General features: G+C 49.7%; 18 protein-coding genes. 17 read left to right on the forward strand and 1 reads right to left on the reverse strand.

The window, feature by feature from the left end; all coding sequences use genetic code 11:
- Positions 1–160 precede the first annotated feature (160 nt).
- The 15 genes from ACZ48S_RS03560 (at position 161) to nrfD (ending at position 15,524) form a co-directional block, all read left to right on the forward strand.
- Entirely contained in the window at positions 161–1,072 is a 912-nt protein-coding gene (locus ACZ48S_RS03560) for a zinc ribbon domain-containing protein (RefSeq protein WP_464214143.1), read from the forward strand.
- Positions 1,073–1,203: 131 nt separating this feature from the next.
- On the forward strand, positions 1,204–2,331 hold the full coding sequence (locus ACZ48S_RS03565; protein WP_464214145.1) for a cytochrome c3 family protein: 1,128 nt from the start codon (positions 1,204–1,206) through the stop codon (positions 2,329–2,331).
- A gap of 2 nt (positions 2,332–2,333) precedes the next feature.
- Positions 2,334–2,726, forward strand: coding sequence for a hypothetical protein (locus tag ACZ48S_RS03570; RefSeq protein ID WP_464214147.1), 393 nt, complete (start codon positions 2,334–2,336; stop codon positions 2,724–2,726).
- A gap of 29 nt (positions 2,727–2,755) precedes the next feature.
- Complete coding sequence (locus tag ACZ48S_RS03575) at positions 2,756–3,157, forward strand: cytochrome c maturation protein CcmE (RefSeq protein ID WP_464214149.1); 402 nt, start codon at positions 2,756–2,758, stop codon at positions 3,155–3,157.
- 15 nt (positions 3,158–3,172) lie between these two features.
- Positions 3,173–5,119 carry a heme lyase CcmF/NrfE family subunit gene (locus tag ACZ48S_RS03580; protein WP_464214151.1) on the forward strand — a complete coding sequence of 649 codons (1,947 nt, stop codon included), beginning with the start codon at positions 3,173–3,175 and terminating at the stop codon, positions 5,117–5,119.
- Between the two features lie 25 nt (positions 5,120–5,144).
- Positions 5,145–5,573: a zinc ribbon domain-containing protein gene (locus tag ACZ48S_RS03585; protein ID WP_464214153.1), complete on the forward strand. Its 429-nt coding sequence runs from the start codon at positions 5,145–5,147 to the stop codon at positions 5,571–5,573.
- A gap of 9 nt (positions 5,574–5,582) precedes the next feature.
- Positions 5,583–6,728: a hypothetical protein gene (locus ACZ48S_RS03590; protein ID WP_464214155.1), complete on the forward strand. Its 1,146-nt coding sequence runs from the start codon at positions 5,583–5,585 to the stop codon at positions 6,726–6,728.
- On the forward strand, positions 6,712–7,461 hold the full coding sequence (ccmA, locus tag ACZ48S_RS03595; RefSeq protein ID WP_464214157.1) for a heme ABC exporter ATP-binding protein CcmA: 750 nt from the start codon (positions 6,712–6,714) through the stop codon (positions 7,459–7,461). Before ACZ48S_RS03590 ends, ccmA begins: the two co-directional genes overlap by 17 nt.
- A complete protein-coding gene (locus ACZ48S_RS03600) occupies positions 7,458–8,132 on the forward strand; it encodes a heme exporter protein CcmB (protein ID WP_464214159.1) in 675 nt (224 codons plus the stop codon). The genes ccmA and ACZ48S_RS03600 overlap by 4 nt, the downstream gene beginning before the upstream one ends.
- Before the next feature lie 15 nt (positions 8,133–8,147).
- Positions 8,148–8,828, forward strand: coding sequence for a cytochrome c biogenesis protein (locus tag ACZ48S_RS03605; protein ID WP_464214161.1), 681 nt, complete (start codon positions 8,148–8,150; stop codon positions 8,826–8,828).
- An 11-nt stretch (positions 8,829–8,839) separates the two neighbouring features.
- Entirely contained in the window at positions 8,840–8,983 is a 144-nt protein-coding gene (locus ACZ48S_RS03610; RefSeq protein WP_464214163.1) for a CcmD family protein, read from the forward strand.
- A 220-nt stretch (positions 8,984–9,203) separates the two neighbouring features.
- A complete protein-coding gene (locus ACZ48S_RS03615) occupies positions 9,204–10,220 on the forward strand; it encodes a hypothetical protein (RefSeq protein ID WP_464214165.1) in 1,017 nt (338 codons plus the stop codon).
- 284 nt (positions 10,221–10,504) lie between these two features.
- On the forward strand, positions 10,505–13,513 hold the full coding sequence (gene fdnG / locus ACZ48S_RS03620) for a formate dehydrogenase-N subunit alpha (protein ID WP_464214167.1): 3,009 nt from the start codon (positions 10,505–10,507) through the stop codon (positions 13,511–13,513).
- Complete coding sequence (locus tag ACZ48S_RS03625) at positions 13,514–14,311, forward strand: 4Fe-4S dicluster domain-containing protein (RefSeq protein ID WP_464214169.1); 798 nt, start codon at positions 13,514–13,516, stop codon at positions 14,309–14,311. It abuts the gene before it with no gap.
- A complete protein-coding gene (gene nrfD / locus ACZ48S_RS03630; protein ID WP_464214171.1) occupies positions 14,304–15,524 on the forward strand; it encodes an NrfD/PsrC family molybdoenzyme membrane anchor subunit in 1,221 nt (406 codons plus the stop codon). The genes ACZ48S_RS03625 and nrfD overlap by 8 nt, the downstream gene beginning before the upstream one ends.
- Before the next feature lie 105 nt (positions 15,525–15,629).
- On the opposite strand, the gene ACZ48S_RS03635 is transcribed toward nrfD, so the two are convergent.
- Positions 15,630–16,535, reverse strand: a complete 906-nt coding sequence (locus tag ACZ48S_RS03635; protein WP_464214173.1) for a universal stress protein — start codon at positions 16,533–16,535, stop codon at positions 15,630–15,632.
- 169 nt (positions 16,536–16,704) lie between these two features.
- Between ACZ48S_RS03635 and ACZ48S_RS03640 the strand changes: the two genes are divergently transcribed.
- Together ACZ48S_RS03640 and ACZ48S_RS03645 are read left to right on the forward strand one after the other, a co-directional pair.
- A complete protein-coding gene (locus ACZ48S_RS03640) occupies positions 16,705–17,880 on the forward strand; it encodes a radical SAM protein (protein WP_464214544.1) in 1,176 nt (391 codons plus the stop codon).
- The gene (locus ACZ48S_RS03645) at positions 17,880–19,019 is read left to right on the forward strand and encodes a radical SAM protein (protein ID WP_464214175.1); all 1,140 of its coding nucleotides are present in this window, start codon (positions 17,880–17,882) and stop codon (positions 19,017–19,019) included. Before ACZ48S_RS03640 ends, ACZ48S_RS03645 begins: the two co-directional genes overlap by 1 nt.
- Positions 19,020–19,043 lie beyond the last annotated feature (24 nt).

Genomic DNA, 19,043 nt, shown 5'->3' on the forward strand with positions numbered 1-19,043 from the left:
GATAAAAACGAATTTAAAAATTAGAATTACTATCCCCTTCTAATTCAAACGAGTGTCACAGGAAAACGTTCTTGAATTAGAATTCCCCGAAATAAGCCGATATAATGGTTTAAATAATTTTTTTGAGAAACCTCGAATACTGCTATCGGAGGTTCTGTTTTTGAAAAGCTTCAGCAGGGTGTTATCAGCTATTGTTCTTTTGGCATGTTTTCATTTATGGCCACTACAAAGTACTGAAATTATATTTGCCGAGAACGATGGAGAAATAACCGGTTATGAAAACGTCACCCTCTGGATCTATCCGGAATACGATGATCCTCGTCTGCTGGTCATGCTGGAAGGTGAAATAACAGGGACTGATTTTCCGGCTGAAGTCACTTTTCTGGTGCCCCAGGCGGCACAGATGTACTCCGCCGGCTCAATTGATGCCCAGGGAGTGTATTCCGGAGGGCCGCCGGACCGCAAGCCTTCTTCCATATCCGGCTGGGATGAGATAAGCTACGAAGTTACCGCCGATACTTTTCGAGTGGAATACTATGATCCGATTATTCCGGGTAGCGCCGAAAAAACGATTGATATTGAATTCCTTTCCTTATATCCAATTACTAATATTGAAGTAATTATCCAGGAGCCGCGCAAATCATCCGAGTTCACAGTTTCTCCCGCAGGCAGTCCTTTCCGGGATGCTGAAGGTTTTGATTCTCATCATTACAGTTTATCCCAACTGCCTGCGGGAGAACCGCTGCAATTTGAAGTAAGTTACTACCGCACCGAAACACTACCTTCCCTGCAGGTAAACGAAGATGACGGTTCCGATATTATAATTTCGGTGGTTATTGGACTGGTAATCGTTGCCGTTATCGGGGGTGGGCTATTATGGCTGAAGAAAACAGGAAGCAAACCGGACAACCGGGCTGCCCGGCGGCGAGCCGGTAAACGGGGAGTTGCTCCGGAAGTTAAAAAAACTGGTAACAAAAGTGGCTCGCCAAAATATTGTCGTCACTGCGGTCAGCCGCTCAAGGGCAGCGGCGCTTTCTGCGCCTATTGCGGCGAGCCTACGACCGGAGATTAAACCACGCGAGGTTGACAACCGTAAAATTTCTAATGTACTATATCCAAAGGACTAGTGCTTAAGACCTAAACGAAATTGCATATTTATCCGTTGACGGATAAATGTTTGATTACTGCAAAGCGGGGTAACGGATGACAAAGGCTTCAACAAGAAGATGGCTCATCACCGGGATAACCGCGGTGTTTATGTCTATGTTAGTTTTACTGGCGGCCTGTGACAAGGCGGATGAAGAAGAGTCCGCGGATAACGCCAATGGAGACCAACAGGTTTCTGACCTCCACGCCGCTGGTTATGCCGGTTCCGATGTGTGCTTTGATTGCCATCCGGATATCCACAATGATTTTGTGACATCCGGCAACCCGTGGAAATTGAAAACAGCCGATGTTGCCCGTAAAAACCCCATACCGGTTCCCCAGGGTTATGCCTGGGAGCTTATCAGTTATGTGATTGGCGGCAATACATGGAAGACGTTATATGTAGATAATAACGGCTACCTGATAACCTCAGCCGGAGGTCAGCCCGGCAATAACCAGTATAACCTTCTTACCGGGACATGGTCTGATTATGCTCCGGACGAATTGGTACCCTTTACCTGCGGTGAGTGTCACGCCACCGGGTACTCACCTGAAGGCCACCAGGATGGTCTGCCGGGGATCGTGGGTACCTGGGTGTTGGAAGGGGTCCAATGCGAAGCCTGTCACGGTTCGGCGCTGGAGCATGTTCAGGGCGAGGGAGAGAAGAAAGAAACCATCAGCATTGATTCCAGCGCTGAGTTCTGCGGCCAGTGCCATATCAGCGGCACTGATATCAATACCATCCCAGCGGAAAACGGCTTTATACTGAAGAATGGTCAGTATAATGAGCATCAGGCCTCGCCGCATCAGTACACGGATTGTGTCAAGTGCCATGACCCGCATGAACGAGGCAAGTTCTCCGTAAAAATCGAATGTGAGAGCTGCCATTTGCAGATAGGTGATGATTATGCCGGCAGCACCATGGATATTGTCGGCGTTGAGTGTGAAGACTGTCACATGCCGCGGGCGACTCTCTCAGGCCAGGTCCTCGGACCTTACCAGGGGGATGTGCGAACTCATCTTTTCCGAATTAACACCGATCCCGAGGCAAGTATGTTCAGTGAAGACGGGACAACAGCCAAAGATTTTGTAACTCTTGATTTTGCCTGCCTGTCCTGCCATCTGCAGCGTGACATGGAATGGGCGGCCGAGAATGCTGAAGGCATCCATACAGCAGGTAAATAATTATGAGAAGACCGATAAGCGAAGCCACTAAAAGACAGATCAAGCGATGGGGATTAGCCCTGCTGGCTTTTATGGTGGTCATGGGGCCGATTACCGCGTGGGTACTCCCTAATATTCAAAGCATTATAACCTTCAATGACTTTGACTATACGCTGGATTCCGGCATCGTTTCTTTGGCACCTCCGGGTCTGGTACCCGAACCGCCATCAATGCTACAATATACCGGAGAGTCTGATTATGTGAAGACGCCGCATGCGTTGGAAGGCCGGATAGGCTATTGTTTTGATTGTCACAGCCTTGACGGCAAGCTTCCATCACCTCCCAGTCACCTGGGTCGACCGCAGGATGACTGCATTGTGTGTCATACTACAGCCTGGGAAGTTATCAAGGAATAGCTGAAAGATAATTATAGAGGCAGAACCTGATGGGTAAAAAGAAATTCATTATCGGTGGAATTGTCCTTTTCCTGGCGATCGGGTCTTTAGCCTGGCTCGGCTTTATGAATTCAGCCACCTATTATTACGAAGTAAATGACTTTTTGGAACGGATAGAGATTCTTAAAGACGAGAGTGTGCGCATTAATGGCACAGTAATACCTGATACGGTAGAGACGGATAGCGGTGGAACCGGGATTAAGTTTGTCATTCGTGACATCGAGGTTGCTTCCTCAACCATTACAGTGGTGTACCATGGAGCAGTACCGGATACTTTCCAGGCCGACAGTGATGTGGTTGTGGAGGGGCGCTACTCGTCAGAAGGTGTTTTCGAAGCTTCTTCCATTCTCACCAAGTGCGCGTCGAAATATGAACCGGCTCCCGCTGAGTAACGTAGAAAGATTGTAATGGCTGATATAGGATACATCGCACTTCTTTTAGCTCTTTTAACCTCCGTATATTCTGTCGTGGCTTTTGTTTATGGATCCCGGAAACGGCATCCGGTGTTTCTGGCCAGTGCCCGAAATAGTCTGCTGGCAACGTGTGGCCTGGTGACCGTAGCGGTAGGGGTGCTGCTGGCTGCCATCCTGACGCATAATTTTAATATAGAATACGTGGCGCAATATACCTCAACTGACATGGAACTGCCTTATTTGATAAGCGCTCTCTGGGCAGGAAATGACGGTTCCTTGCTTTTCTGGGCCTGGCTGCTGGCTATCTTTGCCTCAATAGTTGTGCTGACCAAACGCAGCATAGGCCGGGAACTGGTGCCTTACGCTTCCGCAGTGAATATGTTCACCCTGGGTTTTTTCCTTATTCTGCTGCTATTGATATCCAACCCTTTTGCCACCCTTTCCTTTACACCGTCCGAAGGTACCGGGTTGAATCCCCTGCTGGAAAACATCGGCATGATTGTACATCCGCCGACCTTGCTGGCCGGCTATGTAGGTTTCACAATTCCTTTCGGATTTGCCGTAGCCGCCCTGGCTAAAGGTCGGCTGGGAGATGAATGGCTGACCGTGGTCCGCAGGTGGGCCGTGTTTACCTGGCTGATACTGGGTATAGGGCTTATTATTGGTATGTGGTGGGCATACGTGGAGCTCGGCTGGGGCGGATACTGGGCCTGGGACCCGGTGGAGAATGCCGGCCTGATGCCGTGGCTGCTGGCTACCGCGTTTTTACATTCCATAAAAATGCAGAAACGCCGGGGTATGTTCAAGATGTGGAATATGCTGCTGATTATATTTACCTTCGGGTTGAGTATTTTCGGTACTTTCCTGACCAGAAGCGGTATTCTATCTTCGGTGCATACTTTCAGTGAAACGCAGTTAGGCCCGCTGTTCCTGGGCTTCCTGGGAATTATCATGGCTGGAGCGCTGGGTTTACTGGCTTATCGCAGCCGTCAGCTTAAAAGCGAGACCGAGATGGAGTCTTTGGTTTCCCGGGAGAGCACTTTTCTACTTAATAACCTGTTATTCGTAGGTGCTACCGTAACCGTATTCATTGGTACCATGTTTCCAGCCATATCCGAACTATTCGGCGGTTCCGAGGTCAGCCTGGGCGCTGATTTTTTCAATCAGGTGAACGGTCCCATTTTCCTGACCATTATTCTGCTTGCCGGTATCTGCACTATCATCGGCTGGCGTAAAGCTACCAACAAGAATTTGATACGAAATTTCCTTCGCCCTCTGATAGCGGCTTTGGGTCTGGCAGTTTTACTTTTTGCCATGGGAATGAGGGAAATTACCGGTTTGGTAGCGTACCCGCTGCTTTTCTTTGTGCTGGTGACTATTTTTACCGAGTGGTTCCGTGGCGCAAGCTCCCGCAGGCGGGTTAAGGGCGAGGATTTCTTCACCGCTTTTTTCCGGCTGATATGGTCAAACAAGCCGCGTTATGGTGGATATATCATACACCTGGGTATTTTGGTTATGACGCTGGGTATTATTGGCTCCTCCGCTTTTGACGCCAAGACCACCGCCACTTTGGATGAAGGCGGTTCAGTGGAAATCAATCAGTATGTTCTGACTTATGAAAAACTGGACTATTATACTACCCCCAGCAGGGAAGTAGTCACCGCCGAAATCTCCGTGAGCAAGAACGGGAATGAGACCGGAGCTCTCGTCGCAGAGAAAATATTTCATTACAGCTATCAACAACCGGTAACTGAAGTAGCTATTCAAAGCAACGCTATAGAAGATCTTTACATTATCCTGCTTGGCTGGGATGAATCCGGTTCAGCTTCATTTGAAATAAGGGTAAATCCGCTGGTACTGTGGGTCTGGATCGGGGGTATAATTGTTATTGTCGGCGGATTGGTTTCTTTTTGGCCGGACAGGCGGCAGTCAATAACCTGACCGACGGGTGAATCGGGGTGAATGAATGACCATAGCAGCAGCGATACTATTAACGGCAGCCGCCTTCGCAGCGGTGGTGTATCCTTTTTTTCGCAGCCGGAATGCTGAATTACTGGCCAATGATAACGGGGATTTAAAAGAAATCCAGCACCGCCGAGATCATACTTACGCGCTGCTGAAAGAGGCCGAAAACGATTATAAATCAGGCACTCTAAGTGAAGAAGATTATTTAACCCTGGAGAATCGTTACAAAAATCGGGCGGTATCTATCCTTAAAGAGCTGGATGAATTACAACGTCAACAGGCGGTAAGCGATACTTCGGGTGATGATATTGAAAGTCAGGTGAGTAGATTGCGGCGCAGTAAGAAGGGACGGTTCTGTCCGTATTGCGGCAGTCCACAGATACCCGATGCCCGGTTTTGTCCCGACTGCGGTAAACGAGTGAGTAGCTAGGAGAAGATATTGCTGAAACACTTGATTACAGGTTTGGTACCGGTATTACTGTTGGCGCTGTCTTCAGTTTATCCGGTCGCCGCGGAGAATGATGGTACAATTTCCGGGCAACTGAGCAATGCCTCACCAGGTGGAGAAACCCCGGATATCGCCGAGGTCTTTTTAGAGCTGTATACACCGGAGAGCGATGAACCAGAGACCCAGACTAGTCCGGTGGATGATGAAGCGGGATTTGTATTTCATAACCTGGATACCAATTCCTCCTATACTTACTATGTCGGTGTTGAATATCTCGGTATAACCTATTACAGCGAGGCTCTCAGCTTTACCGAAGAAAATTTGGAGCTCTCAGCCGAAGTCAATGTGTATGAAACAACAGATGACGCATCAGAAATAAGCATCGCTTTATCACACACCATTATCACCATTGACGCGGAAGGCCTGAGCGTTACCGAGTTTTTCATTTTGAATAACAGCGGTGAATACACCTATACCGGCTCCGATTCAGTTCCGGTACTGGGTGATGAAAAAGTAACGGCATTATTGCCCATACCGGCTGAAGCGGAGCATCTGCAGCTGGGGCCGGAGATGGGGGACAACGCCCTTTTTACTGATTCGGGACTTGCTTATTCGGCCCCTATTATTCCCGGTTATACCCCGGTTACATATTCCTATCATATTCACACTTCGGAATCCCGTTATTCATTTAAACGTGAAGTAGAATTCCCGCAGGATAAATACGAGTTTTTAGTGCAGGGAGCCAAGGATATCGACGCTCCCCAACTGAATCAGAATGAACCATTGGTAATTGAAGAGGCTTCTTACGATTATTTTACCGGGAGCGGCATTGCCGCCGGTGAGGAATTGGTCATGGAGCTATCCGGTTTCAATTCGGGAGAAACCAATCCGGTGCTGCTGGTTTTTGGAGCAATTATTCTTATGCTGGCGCTTTTCATATTCGCTGTAAGCCGCGGCAAGGGTAAAACCGGGAACGGGGAAGAAGCAGTTGTGAGTGAGGACAAACTTTTACAGCGGATTGCCCGGCTGGATGATGAATATGAAGATGGGGAAATTGCTGAAGATAGATACCGGCAAAAACGGGAAGAACTGAAACAAGCCATCTTGAGGCTTCGGCGGGATGAAGGAAAAGATTAAGGAATCACTTGATGTCGGGCAAGGCCAAGACAACCCGGTCATTGAAGTCAACCGCCTGGTAAAGTCCTTTAATCACCGTCCGGCCTTGAAGGGTATTGACCTGCGAATACCACAAGGGCAAACGATGGTTGTTTTCGGGCCGAATGGCGCCGGCAAGACCACTCTGCTCAAGATCCTGGCCACTGTCATGAAGCCAACCTCCGGCCAGGTAAGAATCAATGAGGTTTCCTTAAATGAGAACCCTGATGCCGTCAGGCGACAAATTGGGGTGGTCAGTCACCAGAGTTTCCTCTACGGCAGCCTGACGGCCAGTGAGAACCTTGAATTTTACTGCAGGCTTCATGATGTTGACAACCCGCGTCACCGCGCTGCGGAAGCCGCCGCCATGGTGGGTATGACCTATCGCCTGCATGACCGCGTGGATACTTTCTCCCGGGGGATGCAGCAGCGTGTTTCGATTGCCAGGTCACTGCTGCACCGGCCTTCAATTCTACTCATGGATGAACCGGAAACCGGTTTGGACCAGCAGGGCATTGTCATGTTGTGGGATCTTATCCGGCGGGAGGGGACTACGGTAATTCTCACCACCCACAATATGGAACGTGGACTGGAGCTGGCCGACAGGGTTGTGATTATGAACAAAGGCAAGATCGCGCTGGACGCAAGCGCAACCGCGATTGATTTGGACGGCTGCAAAAAAGCCTATTTTGAACTGACCGGCGGATACTCATGAAGTCCACTTTCACCAAAGTATGGGCCATCGTGCAAAAAGATATAATGACCGAGTTGCGTACCCGGGAGACCGTTGTATCGGTACTGGTATTTGTACTGATGGTGCTGGTGGTTTTTAACTTTGCTTTTGGGACTGACCGGGCAGCTATGGAAGCGGTGGCTCCCGGTGTCCTGTGGGTTGCTTTTTCTTTTGCCGGTGTGCTGGCGTTGAATAGGACTTTCATGCCTGAAAAAGACAATGGCTGCCTGGAAGGGATGCTGGCCTGTCCGGTCAGCCGAGAAGAGATTTACCTGGGAAAGATGCTATCCAGTTTTTTGTTCATGCTGCTGGTGGAAGCGGTGACCCTGCCGGTATTCGCTCTGCTGTTCAATCTGCCGGTTTTATCGCTGCCCATTATCCTGGTAACCGTGCTGGCTACACTGGGTTTCGCCGCTGTAGGCACACTATTCTCCGCTTTGGCAGTCAACACCCGGGCCAGGGAAATGATTCTGCCCATCCTGTTTCTGCCGGTAGTTGTCCCGGTAATCATCAGCGCGGTCAAAGCAAGTGCCCAGGCCTTATCAGGCGCCCCTTGGGGTGATATGATGTCCTGGATTCAAATACTGGTCGCTTTTGACGCCGTTTTCTTGGCGGCGTCGTACATGATATTCAGTTATATCGTGGAAGAATAAATTCCGGAGGATGTGATGAAAGCAGGATCGCCCAAGGCAAGTTATCTTTTACTTGGACTAAGCATCATCCTGGTAACAGTTAGTTTATTGCTGATTTTTATCGTGGTTCCGACCGAGGCGACCATGGGTATAATACAGCGAATTTTTTACTATCACGTACCGGTGGCATGGGTTGCTTTTCTGGCGTTTTTCGTGGTTTTTATTTCCAGCATAATGTACCTGTGGAAAAGAGACCGGAAGTGGGATATTGTCGCCATGTCCTCGGCCGAGCTGGGTGTAGTTTTCACTACTCTGGTGTTGATAACCGGTTCAATATGGGCTAAGCCGATATGGGGCATATGGTGGACATGGGATGCCCGGTTGACTACTTCACTGGTGCTTTGGCTTATCTACATAGCCTATTTGCTAGTACGTTCTTATATACCAGAGGAAGAAAAAGCGGCTCGTTTTGCCGCTGTGGTGGGTATTATCGGTTTTATTGATGTTCCTATTGTAGCGCTGGCTATTCAGCTTTGGGGCACCCAGCATCCTGACGCGGTTATCTTTGCAGGAGGACTGGCTCCTGAAATGCTGGCGGCATTACTCACCAGCCTGGCAGCAATTACCTGCGTGTATTTGTTGTTACTATGGCAGCGCATTGGCTTAAGGAAAGCGGAAATTAAAATCAAAGAACTCCGCTCGCGGGGTGATTATTAGGAGGCTCTGTTTTGGAGAATATTAGTTATCTGTTCGCGGTGTTTTCGGTAATATGGCTGGTATTGTTCGGATACGTGTTTTTCTTGATCCGGCGGCAGCAGCAGTTAAAAAAGGATATAGACGCATTGACCGCCGAGCTTACTGAGCACCAATAGTGTTGTTCCTAACCAAATTATCAGAGTTGGTTATATTTGGTGGGATTATTACTGGTAACCTCGAAGTGACTATATAAAAAGTACTAATACTTACAGCAAGATTATCTTGACAGTACTAGTTCTTAGGGCTATACTTCCGGTGTCAACGACGCATGTTGTTCTCGACAAAGCTTTTTTTATTCGCCCGCGGGCGAAAAAATAAAGAGAAAGGAGGTATGATATGCCCAAAAAGACTCGGGGAAGGGTGGTAACCGCCTTGCTCGGGCTGCTTGTGTTGGCAGGTCTGGCCCTGGTGCTGGCGGGTTGTACCGGAGAACCGGGCGCAACCGGACCGCAGGGTCCGCCAGGGCCTCAAGGTGAACCGGGTGAAGATGCAACTGTAGCCTGTGTTGACTGTCACAATGAAACCGACCTCATATCCGCCAAGAGGCTGCAGTACAGCTATTCCGGGCACAACGCCGGCTTAACACTTGATTACGCCGGGGCCAGGGATAATTGCACCGCGTGTCACTCAGGTTCAGGCTTTGTGGCGTGGCAGGAACAGGGTGGAGCTACCAATGATGTTGACGCTCCCGCCAACAATACCAAAATTGACTGTCGTTCCTGTCATGAAATCCACACGACTTATTCCGAAGATGACTTCGCCCTCCGCAATGCTGAACCGGTTTCCTTGATTACTGATTCCAGTCAGGTTTATGACGCCGGCACCAGTAATCTTTGTGTCAACTGCCACCAGACACGAACAGCTCCGCCGGTGTCCAGTGGTGGGACTACCAGCTTCAGCAGCACTCATTACGGCCCGCATCACGGACCGCAGGCCAATTTCCTGCTCAGTATCGGTGGTTACGGGTTGACTGATGATCCCAATCCCCACGCTACTGAGGTCGAAGGAGGCTGCGTGACCTGCCATATGGCTGATGATTCAGCCATTCAAGCCGGCGGTCATACGTTCAAACCTTCTTTGGAAGGCTGCCAGGATTGCCATGCTGACCTGAATACCTTCAACCGCCATGATGTGCAGACAGAAACCCAGGCGATGCTTGATCAACTTGAAGCACTGCTGGAACAGCAGGGTGTTATGCACGACGGCCATCCAGTAACCGGACAGACCTTTACTGAAGACCAGATAGGCGCTTACTGGAACTGGATATTGGTAACCGAAGACGGCAGTCTGGGAGTTCACAATTCCTACTACGCCAGTGAACTACTGAAGAAATCGATTGCTGACTTAAGTTAATTAATTCTCGCGTGAAGCAAGGAGGGGAGCGTAGCCAACACTATTCTCCCCTCCGGCTTTTGGGTCATTAAGTTGACAACCGAGACAGGGCTGTTGTAGCATTCACAAGTATTAGTACCATATACTTAATACCGACTAGTACCGCACCATAACTAATTAACAGGATCACGAAGGAGAGTTATGGCAAAACAGGATAGGCCACCGATATACTTGTTGAATGGAAATGCCGCTAGACCAAGAATAATCCTGCCCTGTTCTGTCGGTGAGAAATCGGCGGTGGCTGGATGAAGAAAAAGATCAACCGCAGGGATTTTCTAAAATACAGCGGCGGAACCGTTGGTTTGTTCGCAGCTACTGGGCTGTTCAGAGGTCCGCTGGAGCCGCTGGTTGACAGTCACATTAAAACGGTAGAACTCAGGTGGGGTAAGGAGACGGTAACTACTTGCCCGTTCTGTTCCTGCGGCTGCGGGCTTATATGCTATACAGACGGCGACAAGCTGGTAAGAGTGGAAGGTGACCCTGAACATCCCATAAATCATGGTTCTGTCTGTCCCAAGGGAGGAGCCCTGGTTCAGTTGCGCAATGGGAGCGAAGAATGCAGCAGCAACCAATTTAGATTGCAGCAAGTTCATTACCGGGCCCCGGGTTCAGAAGAATGGGAAATCAAAGATTGGGATTTTGCCCTGGACCGCATTGCCCGAAAAATCAAAGATACCCGGGACCAGAACTGGATTTCAACCAATAGTAGTGGTCGGAGAGTGAACCGGACCGACGCCATAGCCTCTCTCGGTGGGGCCATGCTTAGTAATGAGGAATGCTATTTAATTTCTAAAATGATGCGGTCACTGGGGGTGGCGTACATAGAACACCAGGGGCGTGACAGCCAGGCGTCTGGAATAAGCGGTCTGAAAGCATCATTCGGTCGCGGGGCGATGAGCAATCACTGGACTGATTTATCAAATTCCGACAGCATTATAATTATCGGGTCCAATATGGCCGAAAACCACGCGGCCTGTTTTCTTCATGTAAAATCAGCCCAGGACAAGGGTGCTGTTGTCATCAGTGTTGACCCAAGGTTCACCCGGACATCGGCCAAGGCGAATGTTTATTGTCCGCTGCGGTCTGGAACCGATATCGCCTTTATCGGTGGGCTGATCAATTATGTGATAACAGATATGGAGAATAATCCTGACGATTATAACCCGGATTACATCAGGAATTACACCAACGCCTCTTACCTGGTACGGGATGGTTATCAAGGTCCGGCGGACTTGGACGGCTTGTTTTCCGGCTATAATACCAATACCGGCAACTATTTGCGGGATGAGTGGAGATTCCAAAGGGATTCCGCCGGTAATATCATGGTTGATGAGTCTTTAAGTGACAGCAACTGCGTTTTTCAGATACTGAAAAAACATTTTGCCCGATACACCTTGGGAAACGTGACCGAGATATGCGGTACTTCCATTGATGTTCTGACGCAAGTTTATCGTGCTTTCTCACAGACCGGCAGACGAGAAAAAGCCGGAGCCATCGTGTGTTCCACCGGAGTTACCCAGCATACTAATGCCACTCAAATTGTACGGTCTTTAGCCGTACTGCAGCTGCTATTAGGCAATATCGGTGTTGCCGGCGGAGGGGTTAATACACTTACTGTAGAATCAAATGCCCAGGGAGCGACCGATCACGGGATGCTGTCTGAATTGCTGCCTGGTTATATTGATTTGCCGCGGGATATTGATATAGACATGAAGCAGTATAAGGACCGGCTGGAAGGACATAATGACAGTTCAGCGGGATTACTAACCATCAACGAGCGAATACCTGCACTTACCAGCCTGCTCCGCAGCTGGTACTCAACGCATGCCCGGCCTGAAAACGGCTTTGCCTATGATAATCTGCCTCGTCTGGACATTGAACGTTCATATAACGGTATGGAGCTGTTCAGGGCGATGTCCCAGGGAGAGGTAAAGGGGCTGATGGTCTGGGGACAGAACCCGGCGGTAGGCAGTTCCAACGCCGGATTTACCCGAGAAGCCTTAGCAAAACTGGATTGGATGGTGGTATCTGACCTTTTTGAAACTGAAACAGCCGCTTTCTGGAAAAGACCCGGTACCAGCTCGTCCGGTATTAAGACCGAAGTGTTCCTGCTGCCGGCGGCCGCGTCGTTTGAGAAAGAAGGCAGCGTTACCAACGCCGGGCGCTGGATGCAGTGGCGAAATCAGGCTTTGGACCCCTTGGGGGAAAGCCGGTCTGATTTTGACCTGATTAACGAGCTTATGAAAAGACTGAAAGCATTATATGTTACCGAAGGCGGGCCACATGAAAGCGCTTTAACCGACCTTACCTGGGATTACCGTGGACCACAGGATGCCGCCCGGGAAATCAACGGAGTCAGCGCGGCAGAAGGCAGGATGCTGAGGGCGGAAGATGCTTTGAGTTCTGAAGGGGCAACATCCTGCGGCAATCGATTGTATCGCGGTAGCATGACTGAAACGGTTAACATGGCGGCTCGTCGTAATCGGGATCCCGGCGGGTTTATTATAAATCTCTATCACAGATGGGGCTGGAGCTGGCCTGGAAACACCCGGATTTTATACAACCGGGCTTCTGTCGACGGCAATGGTATGCCCTGGAACGAACGACATCCGGTAATCGAATGGAATTCCTTCACCCGGACGTGGAAAGGTGATGTTCCGGACGGGGCGGGGTCACCGGATATGAGTCCTTTTAGCGCTTTGATCGGCGGAAAAGGGAGCCTGTTCTCTCCTGGTCTCTTGGACGGGCCGATACCGGAGCATTATGAACCATGGGAAAGCCCGGTGCCCAATGCTCTCTCATCGGTAGCCCATAATCCGGTGATAAACCCGGTTGAAGGCGCCAAGGGGAATCCCGCGGATTATCCGCTGGTGGCTACCACTTTCAGGGTAGGTGAACACTGGGGTTCGGGACAGATGACAAGGAATATGCCCTGGCTGCTTGAAATGTCGCCTGAGCCTTATATAGAAATCGGGTCGGAACTGGCAGCTACCAGGAACATTGAAAGTGGTGACCTGGTGACTATCAGCTCGGCCAGGGGGCGGGTAGTCATGAAAGCCCTGGTTACGAAACGGATGAAACCATTCGAAATTCAAGGTAAGACCATTCACCAGGTGGCTTTGCCGACCCAATGGGGCTATATGGGCATGGCAACCGGTGACAGTGCTAACATCCTGACTCCCAGCGCCGGAGACGTCAATTCCGGGGTTCCCGAATTCAAGTCATTTTTATGCGATATTTCTAAGGGGGCGTAAATGGTAGAAGTAGCGGTATTGGTTGATATTACCCGCTGTATTGGCTGCCGGGCTTGTCAGATGTCCTGCAAGCAGTGGTGGCGTTTACCGTCTTCAGAGACTTCATTCAGCCCGGTGGTTACCAATCCCCCTAAGAGAAACGAGCATACCTATCTGAATGTGGAATATCACGAGGTCATTGACGAACAGGGTGAATTATCATGGAACTTTGTTCATAAACGCTGTTTTCACTGTGTTGATCCGGTCTGTGTTTCCGTATGCCCGGTAGCCGCTATGAGAAAGCATCCCAACGGCCCGGTTGTATGGGATGAGGCCAGGTGCATGGGATGCCGGTACTGTGCCCAGGCCTGCCCGTTCCGTATTCCCAATTATGATTATCACAGCACCTGGCCGGAAGTCAGCAAATGCTGGTTCTGCTGGGACCGTATAGCCGAAGGCTTACAGCCAGCCTGTTCCAAAGCATGCCCACCCAAGGCGATTGAATTCGGCGAACGGGAAGCCTTGTTGGCGGAAGCTCATCGCCGCATTGAGGAATACCCGGAAAAATATGTTGATTATGTATATGGGGAAAAAGAAGCCGGCGGCACCTCGCTGTTTTATATAGCCGGTGTGCCTTTTCAGGAATTGGGTTTCAATATGGATGTTCCCCACGAACATATGCCGGAGTTAACCTGGGAGTTTTTAAGCAAAATCCCGATGGAAGCCGCGGCCATTATCGGTTCACTGACCGCAATTTGGTATATCCGGGGACGTGCCCTGGGGGAAATGCCCGAGAAAAAGGAGGCCGGTCATGAGTAATGATAAGCCTTCTTTTTATACCAAGTGGGCGCCATCAAGTAATATTCCCTTGTTTACTCCCTGGAGCGTTTTTCTGCTGCTGCTGGCTTTGGGAGCACTTGGGGTGGCTGCGGCGAAATTTATTTTCGGCATGCATGCGGTAGACAATTTGAGCAATGACTGGCCCTGGGGCATCTGGGTGGCTTTCAATGTCATGGGTGGTGTAGCGCTCAGCGCCGGTGGATTTGTCACCGCCGGTATTGTCTATATTTTCCGTATCAAGCGTTATTGGCCGGTGATCCGGCCGGCGGTTTTTACCGCCTTTATCGGTTATGTAATTGCCGGCGCGGGCATTGCTATTGATATCGGCCGCACGCCGCGGATTGTTCATCCTTTATGGATGTGGCAGCCGGAATCGGTGATGTTTGAAGTAGCCGTATGCATGACGATATATACTACGGTGCTTTTTTTCGAGTTCGCGCCGCTGATTGGGGAACGTTTCCGCCTGCGGCGGATACTTAAGGTTCTTCATTCCATAATGATTCCCCTGATAATACTTGGCATTACACTTTCTTTTATGCATCAGTCCTCGCTGGGGGCTGTGCATCTGATCATGCCTCACTTGATGTATCCATTGTGGTACAGCGAGTGGATGGGTCACATGTTCTTTGTATCAGCTATGGCGCTGGGGCTTTGCGTGGTGATATTCGAGTCAACCGTCAGTTCCAAAATCTTTAAAAAAGGTCTCAGGGTTGACCTGCTTGGGGGGTTGGGTAAAGCCGCCGCCTGGATACTACTGGCCTATCTCAGTTTCCGGCTGTGGGACCTACACGCCACCGGAAGGTTGGATAGTTTCACTTTTGATAACGCTTTCGGCTGGCTTTTCGCCGTTGAGATCGGACTGATGGCGTTGCCGATGCTGCTGCTGTTCATCCCCCAGGTCCGGCGGTCTTCAGGCTGGCTTTTTTCATCAGCAGTTCTCGTAATGCTGGGAGTGGTTTTGAACAGATTGAGTACTGACCTGATTTCTTTTGCGCCTTCGAGAACCACAGCCTACATTCCGGCGGCTACCGAAGTGCTGTTTTCCATAGGACTGGTTGCCGGGGCTATGTTCCTTTTCCGTGTGGTGGCCAAATACCTGCCTCTATTCGAAGGACGGGGATACGGTTTGTCCACTGAAGAACAAAAGGCTAGTTTCCCTGTGGAGGAGGAGCCGGAAACCGCCGGTAGTTGATGCTGGCGAAAATATTTTGAAATAAAAACAGGCGCCTTCATCGACTGAAGGCGCCTGTTTTTTGAGCAAAAATCGACAGTTTTACTATAGGGGTTAATAACTAATTTAACGGTTTTGGTTCTCAGGTTTAACCAGCAGAATGGGGCAGGTGGCGCTGACTATTACTCTCTCGGTGGTGCTGCCGTATGCCCATCTACCACGGCCGGAACGGCCGTGGGTTGACATTACAATAAAACTGAACGGTGAATCGGCAGCCAGGCTGATTATTTCATCTGCTACTTTGCCGACACGGACTTCAATGCGTGTATCAATTCCTTCATCATTAAGCCTGGCCTGGATGGATTTAAGGTAACGTTGTCCGGAAACGGAGCATACTGCCGCTTCCTCATTCTTTTTTTCCCGCCACACATCCTGCATTTCATCGGTAAAATCAGCCGGGATTACCGGTTCATCACATACCTTGGTCAATATTACCTGAGTATTTTCCAGACCCCAGTCTTTCACCAGTTTAATAACAAATGGCAGGATTGATTCTGCCAGGGGTGATTCATCCAGCGGCACAATTATCTCTGTTCTGGGCCAGTTGCAGCTTACCGAACTCCCGTTGCGAATAAGCCATACCGGGATATTGGTACGACGCAGTACTTTCATGGCGTTGGAGCCTAAAACCCAGCGGTTGAAGCCGGAGCGGCCGTGAGTTGCCATCAGGATAAAATCACTGCTTTCCTGTTCGGCGTATTTTACGATGCCTTCGCTGGGCTGGCCTTCGAATATGGCTGATTTGGCTTTAACCGGCTGCCCGCTTTCTTCGCCTTGTTCCATGAGTTTATCAGCGGTAGTTTTAACATAAGCTTCGTGCATGGGGCAGAATTGGTTGTCCCCCAATTCGCAAATATGCAGGCAGGTGATCTCCATGTTCAGACGATGAGCCAGTTCCCTGGAGAACGGAAATACTATTTCACCCAATTTAGATCCGTCAAGCGGAATAAGAAGCCGTTTGAAATTAGCCATTTTTTCCTCTCAGCAGTTGAGGCGCAAAGCCTCAATTTGTTCCAAGGATTCTAACGCCGTATTATCGCCCAGTCAAGTTTTATATGGCAAAAGTGTTAGTACTTATGATATACTTACGATGTTAAATGTCTACCGCCAGCTGCTTACGCAGGCACAGAAAGGTCCATTAATGATATCTGTTTCCCGTCTGTTGTGTGATAATATCGGCCCCCAGGATTCTCTGCGCTATGGTAAACCCGGCGAGGATCAGGTTGCGCGTCATAACTCTTTTCTGCCGCCGATTGTTGTCTGGAATTGTACCCGGGCGTGCAACTTGCACTGCATCCACTGCTACGCCAGTGCCAACAATAATGGTTCACCCGATGAATTAACCACCGATGAAGCCAAAGCCTTTATTCAGGACCTGGCTGATTTTGGGGTTCCGGTTATTCTTTTTTCCGGCGGTGAGCCTTTGATGCGGCATGATATATTCGAACTGGCCGCCTTCGCCCGTGAGAAGGGAATGCGGGTTGCTTTGTCTACCAACGGCACTCTCATTGATGAAAAGATGGCAAAAAAAATACAGGATACCGGATTTGCTGAGGTAGGCATCAGCCTTGACGGGATAGGCGAAAACAATGATAAATTCCGGGCGCACAAAGGCGCTTTCGATGCCGCATTAGCCGGTATTAGGAGCTGCGTGGCCTGTAATCAGAGGGTTTCTCTAAGGCTGACTATTACTGGTCATACTCACCGGGAGATACCAGCGATACTGGATTTGATTGAGAAAGAAAATATACCCCGGGTTTGTTTTTACCATCTCGCTTACACCGGCAGGGGGGATAAGATGATAGAGGATGACCTTGCTCATGACCAGACCAGAGAGGCGCTGGATACTATCTGTAAGCGCACCGTAGAATGGCATAATAAAGGCATTGCCAAGGAAGTTTTGACGGTGGACAATGCAGCTGACGGTGTCTATCTTTACCTGAAAACAAAGGAAAAAGATGCGGAAAGAGCTTCTATTATATATAGCCTTTTGAAGAAAAACGGCGGCAATAGTTCCGGAATCCGGATCGGCGCTGTTGATGACACCGGACAGGTGCATCCGGACCAGTTTACCTGGCATCATACGTTCGGTAATGTAAAAGAGCGTCCATTCGGTGATATCTGGCTGGATACCTCATCTCCGCTGATGGCAGGATTGAAAGATAGAAAAAAAATACTCTCCGGGAAGCGCTGCCCCAATTGCCGGTTTCTTGAGCTGTGTAACGGTAATTTGCGGGTTAGGGCGGAAGCTGTCAGCGGCGACTACTGGGGTGATGACCCGGCCTGCTACCTCACAGACGAAGAGATAGGTATTTAATGACGGAGACCAATCGGACGGGCAAACAAATACTGGAACCTAAACTGCAGCTGGTGGCCTGGGAAATAACGCGAAGCTGCAATTTATTCTGCGACCATTGCCGCGCATCAGCGCTTCAGGGGCCTTACACCAACGAATTCAGCACGGAAGAATGTTTCAGGCTGGTGGATGACATACTCAAAGTCGGCAGTCCGATACTTATTCTTACCGGCGGCGAACCGCTGCTGAGAGAAGATATTTTTGATGTCGCCGAATATGCCTCTTCCAAGGGTTTGCGGGTAGTGATGGGAACAAATGGCACCTTAATAACGGAAGAAACAGCAGCGAAAATGAAGGCGGCATCCGTGGCCCGTATTGGAGTCGGGCTGGATTTTCCAAACGCGGTGATGGAAGATAAATTTCGCGGACACGAAGGTGCCTTTGAAGCGGCAATAGAGGGAATAAAAAATGCCCGGCGGGCGGGTATCGGGGTTCAGATTAATGCAACTATTACCAAGTTGAACGTAGGTTATCTTGAAGAACTACTGTTGCTGGCTAAAGAACTCGGTGCCGTTGCTTTCCACCCTTTTATGCTGGTGCCTACCGGCCGGGGCAAAGGGTTGGCTGAAGTGGAGCTTGCCCCACAGGAATATGAGGATATTCTCAATTGGATTTACGACAAGCAGAAGGAAATGGGTGACAGCATGTTTTTTAAGCCAACTGATGCACCTCATTACCTGAGAATAATGAAACAGCGGGAAAAGCAGTTGAAAACAAAAAATCCGGCTGGCAGCTGTCATTCAGGGGACGCACCTGTCGGATGCCAGGCACCGGCGCACCATGCCATGAATACCCTGAGCCGCGGGTGTCTCGCCGGATTAGGTTTTTGCTTTGTTTCTCACCGGGGCCAGGTGCAGGGCTGCGGCTACCTTGACGTATCTGCCGGTAATACCAGGGAACAATCATTCAGGGATATATGGAATAATTCGGCGCTTTTTAATGATTTACGCGATTTGAATTCTTACAAAGGAAAATGCGGTTATTGTGAATACCGCCGGCTTTGCGGCGGCTGCAGGGCACGGGCTTATGAAGCAACCGGTAATTACATGGAAGCTGAACCTTATTGCGTATATAATCCTAAAAAAACGATTACCAAATAGACGGAAAGCACTCAAGAGGCTTGT

Source organism: Dehalogenimonas sp. NIT-SK1 (genome assembly GCF_055384165.1).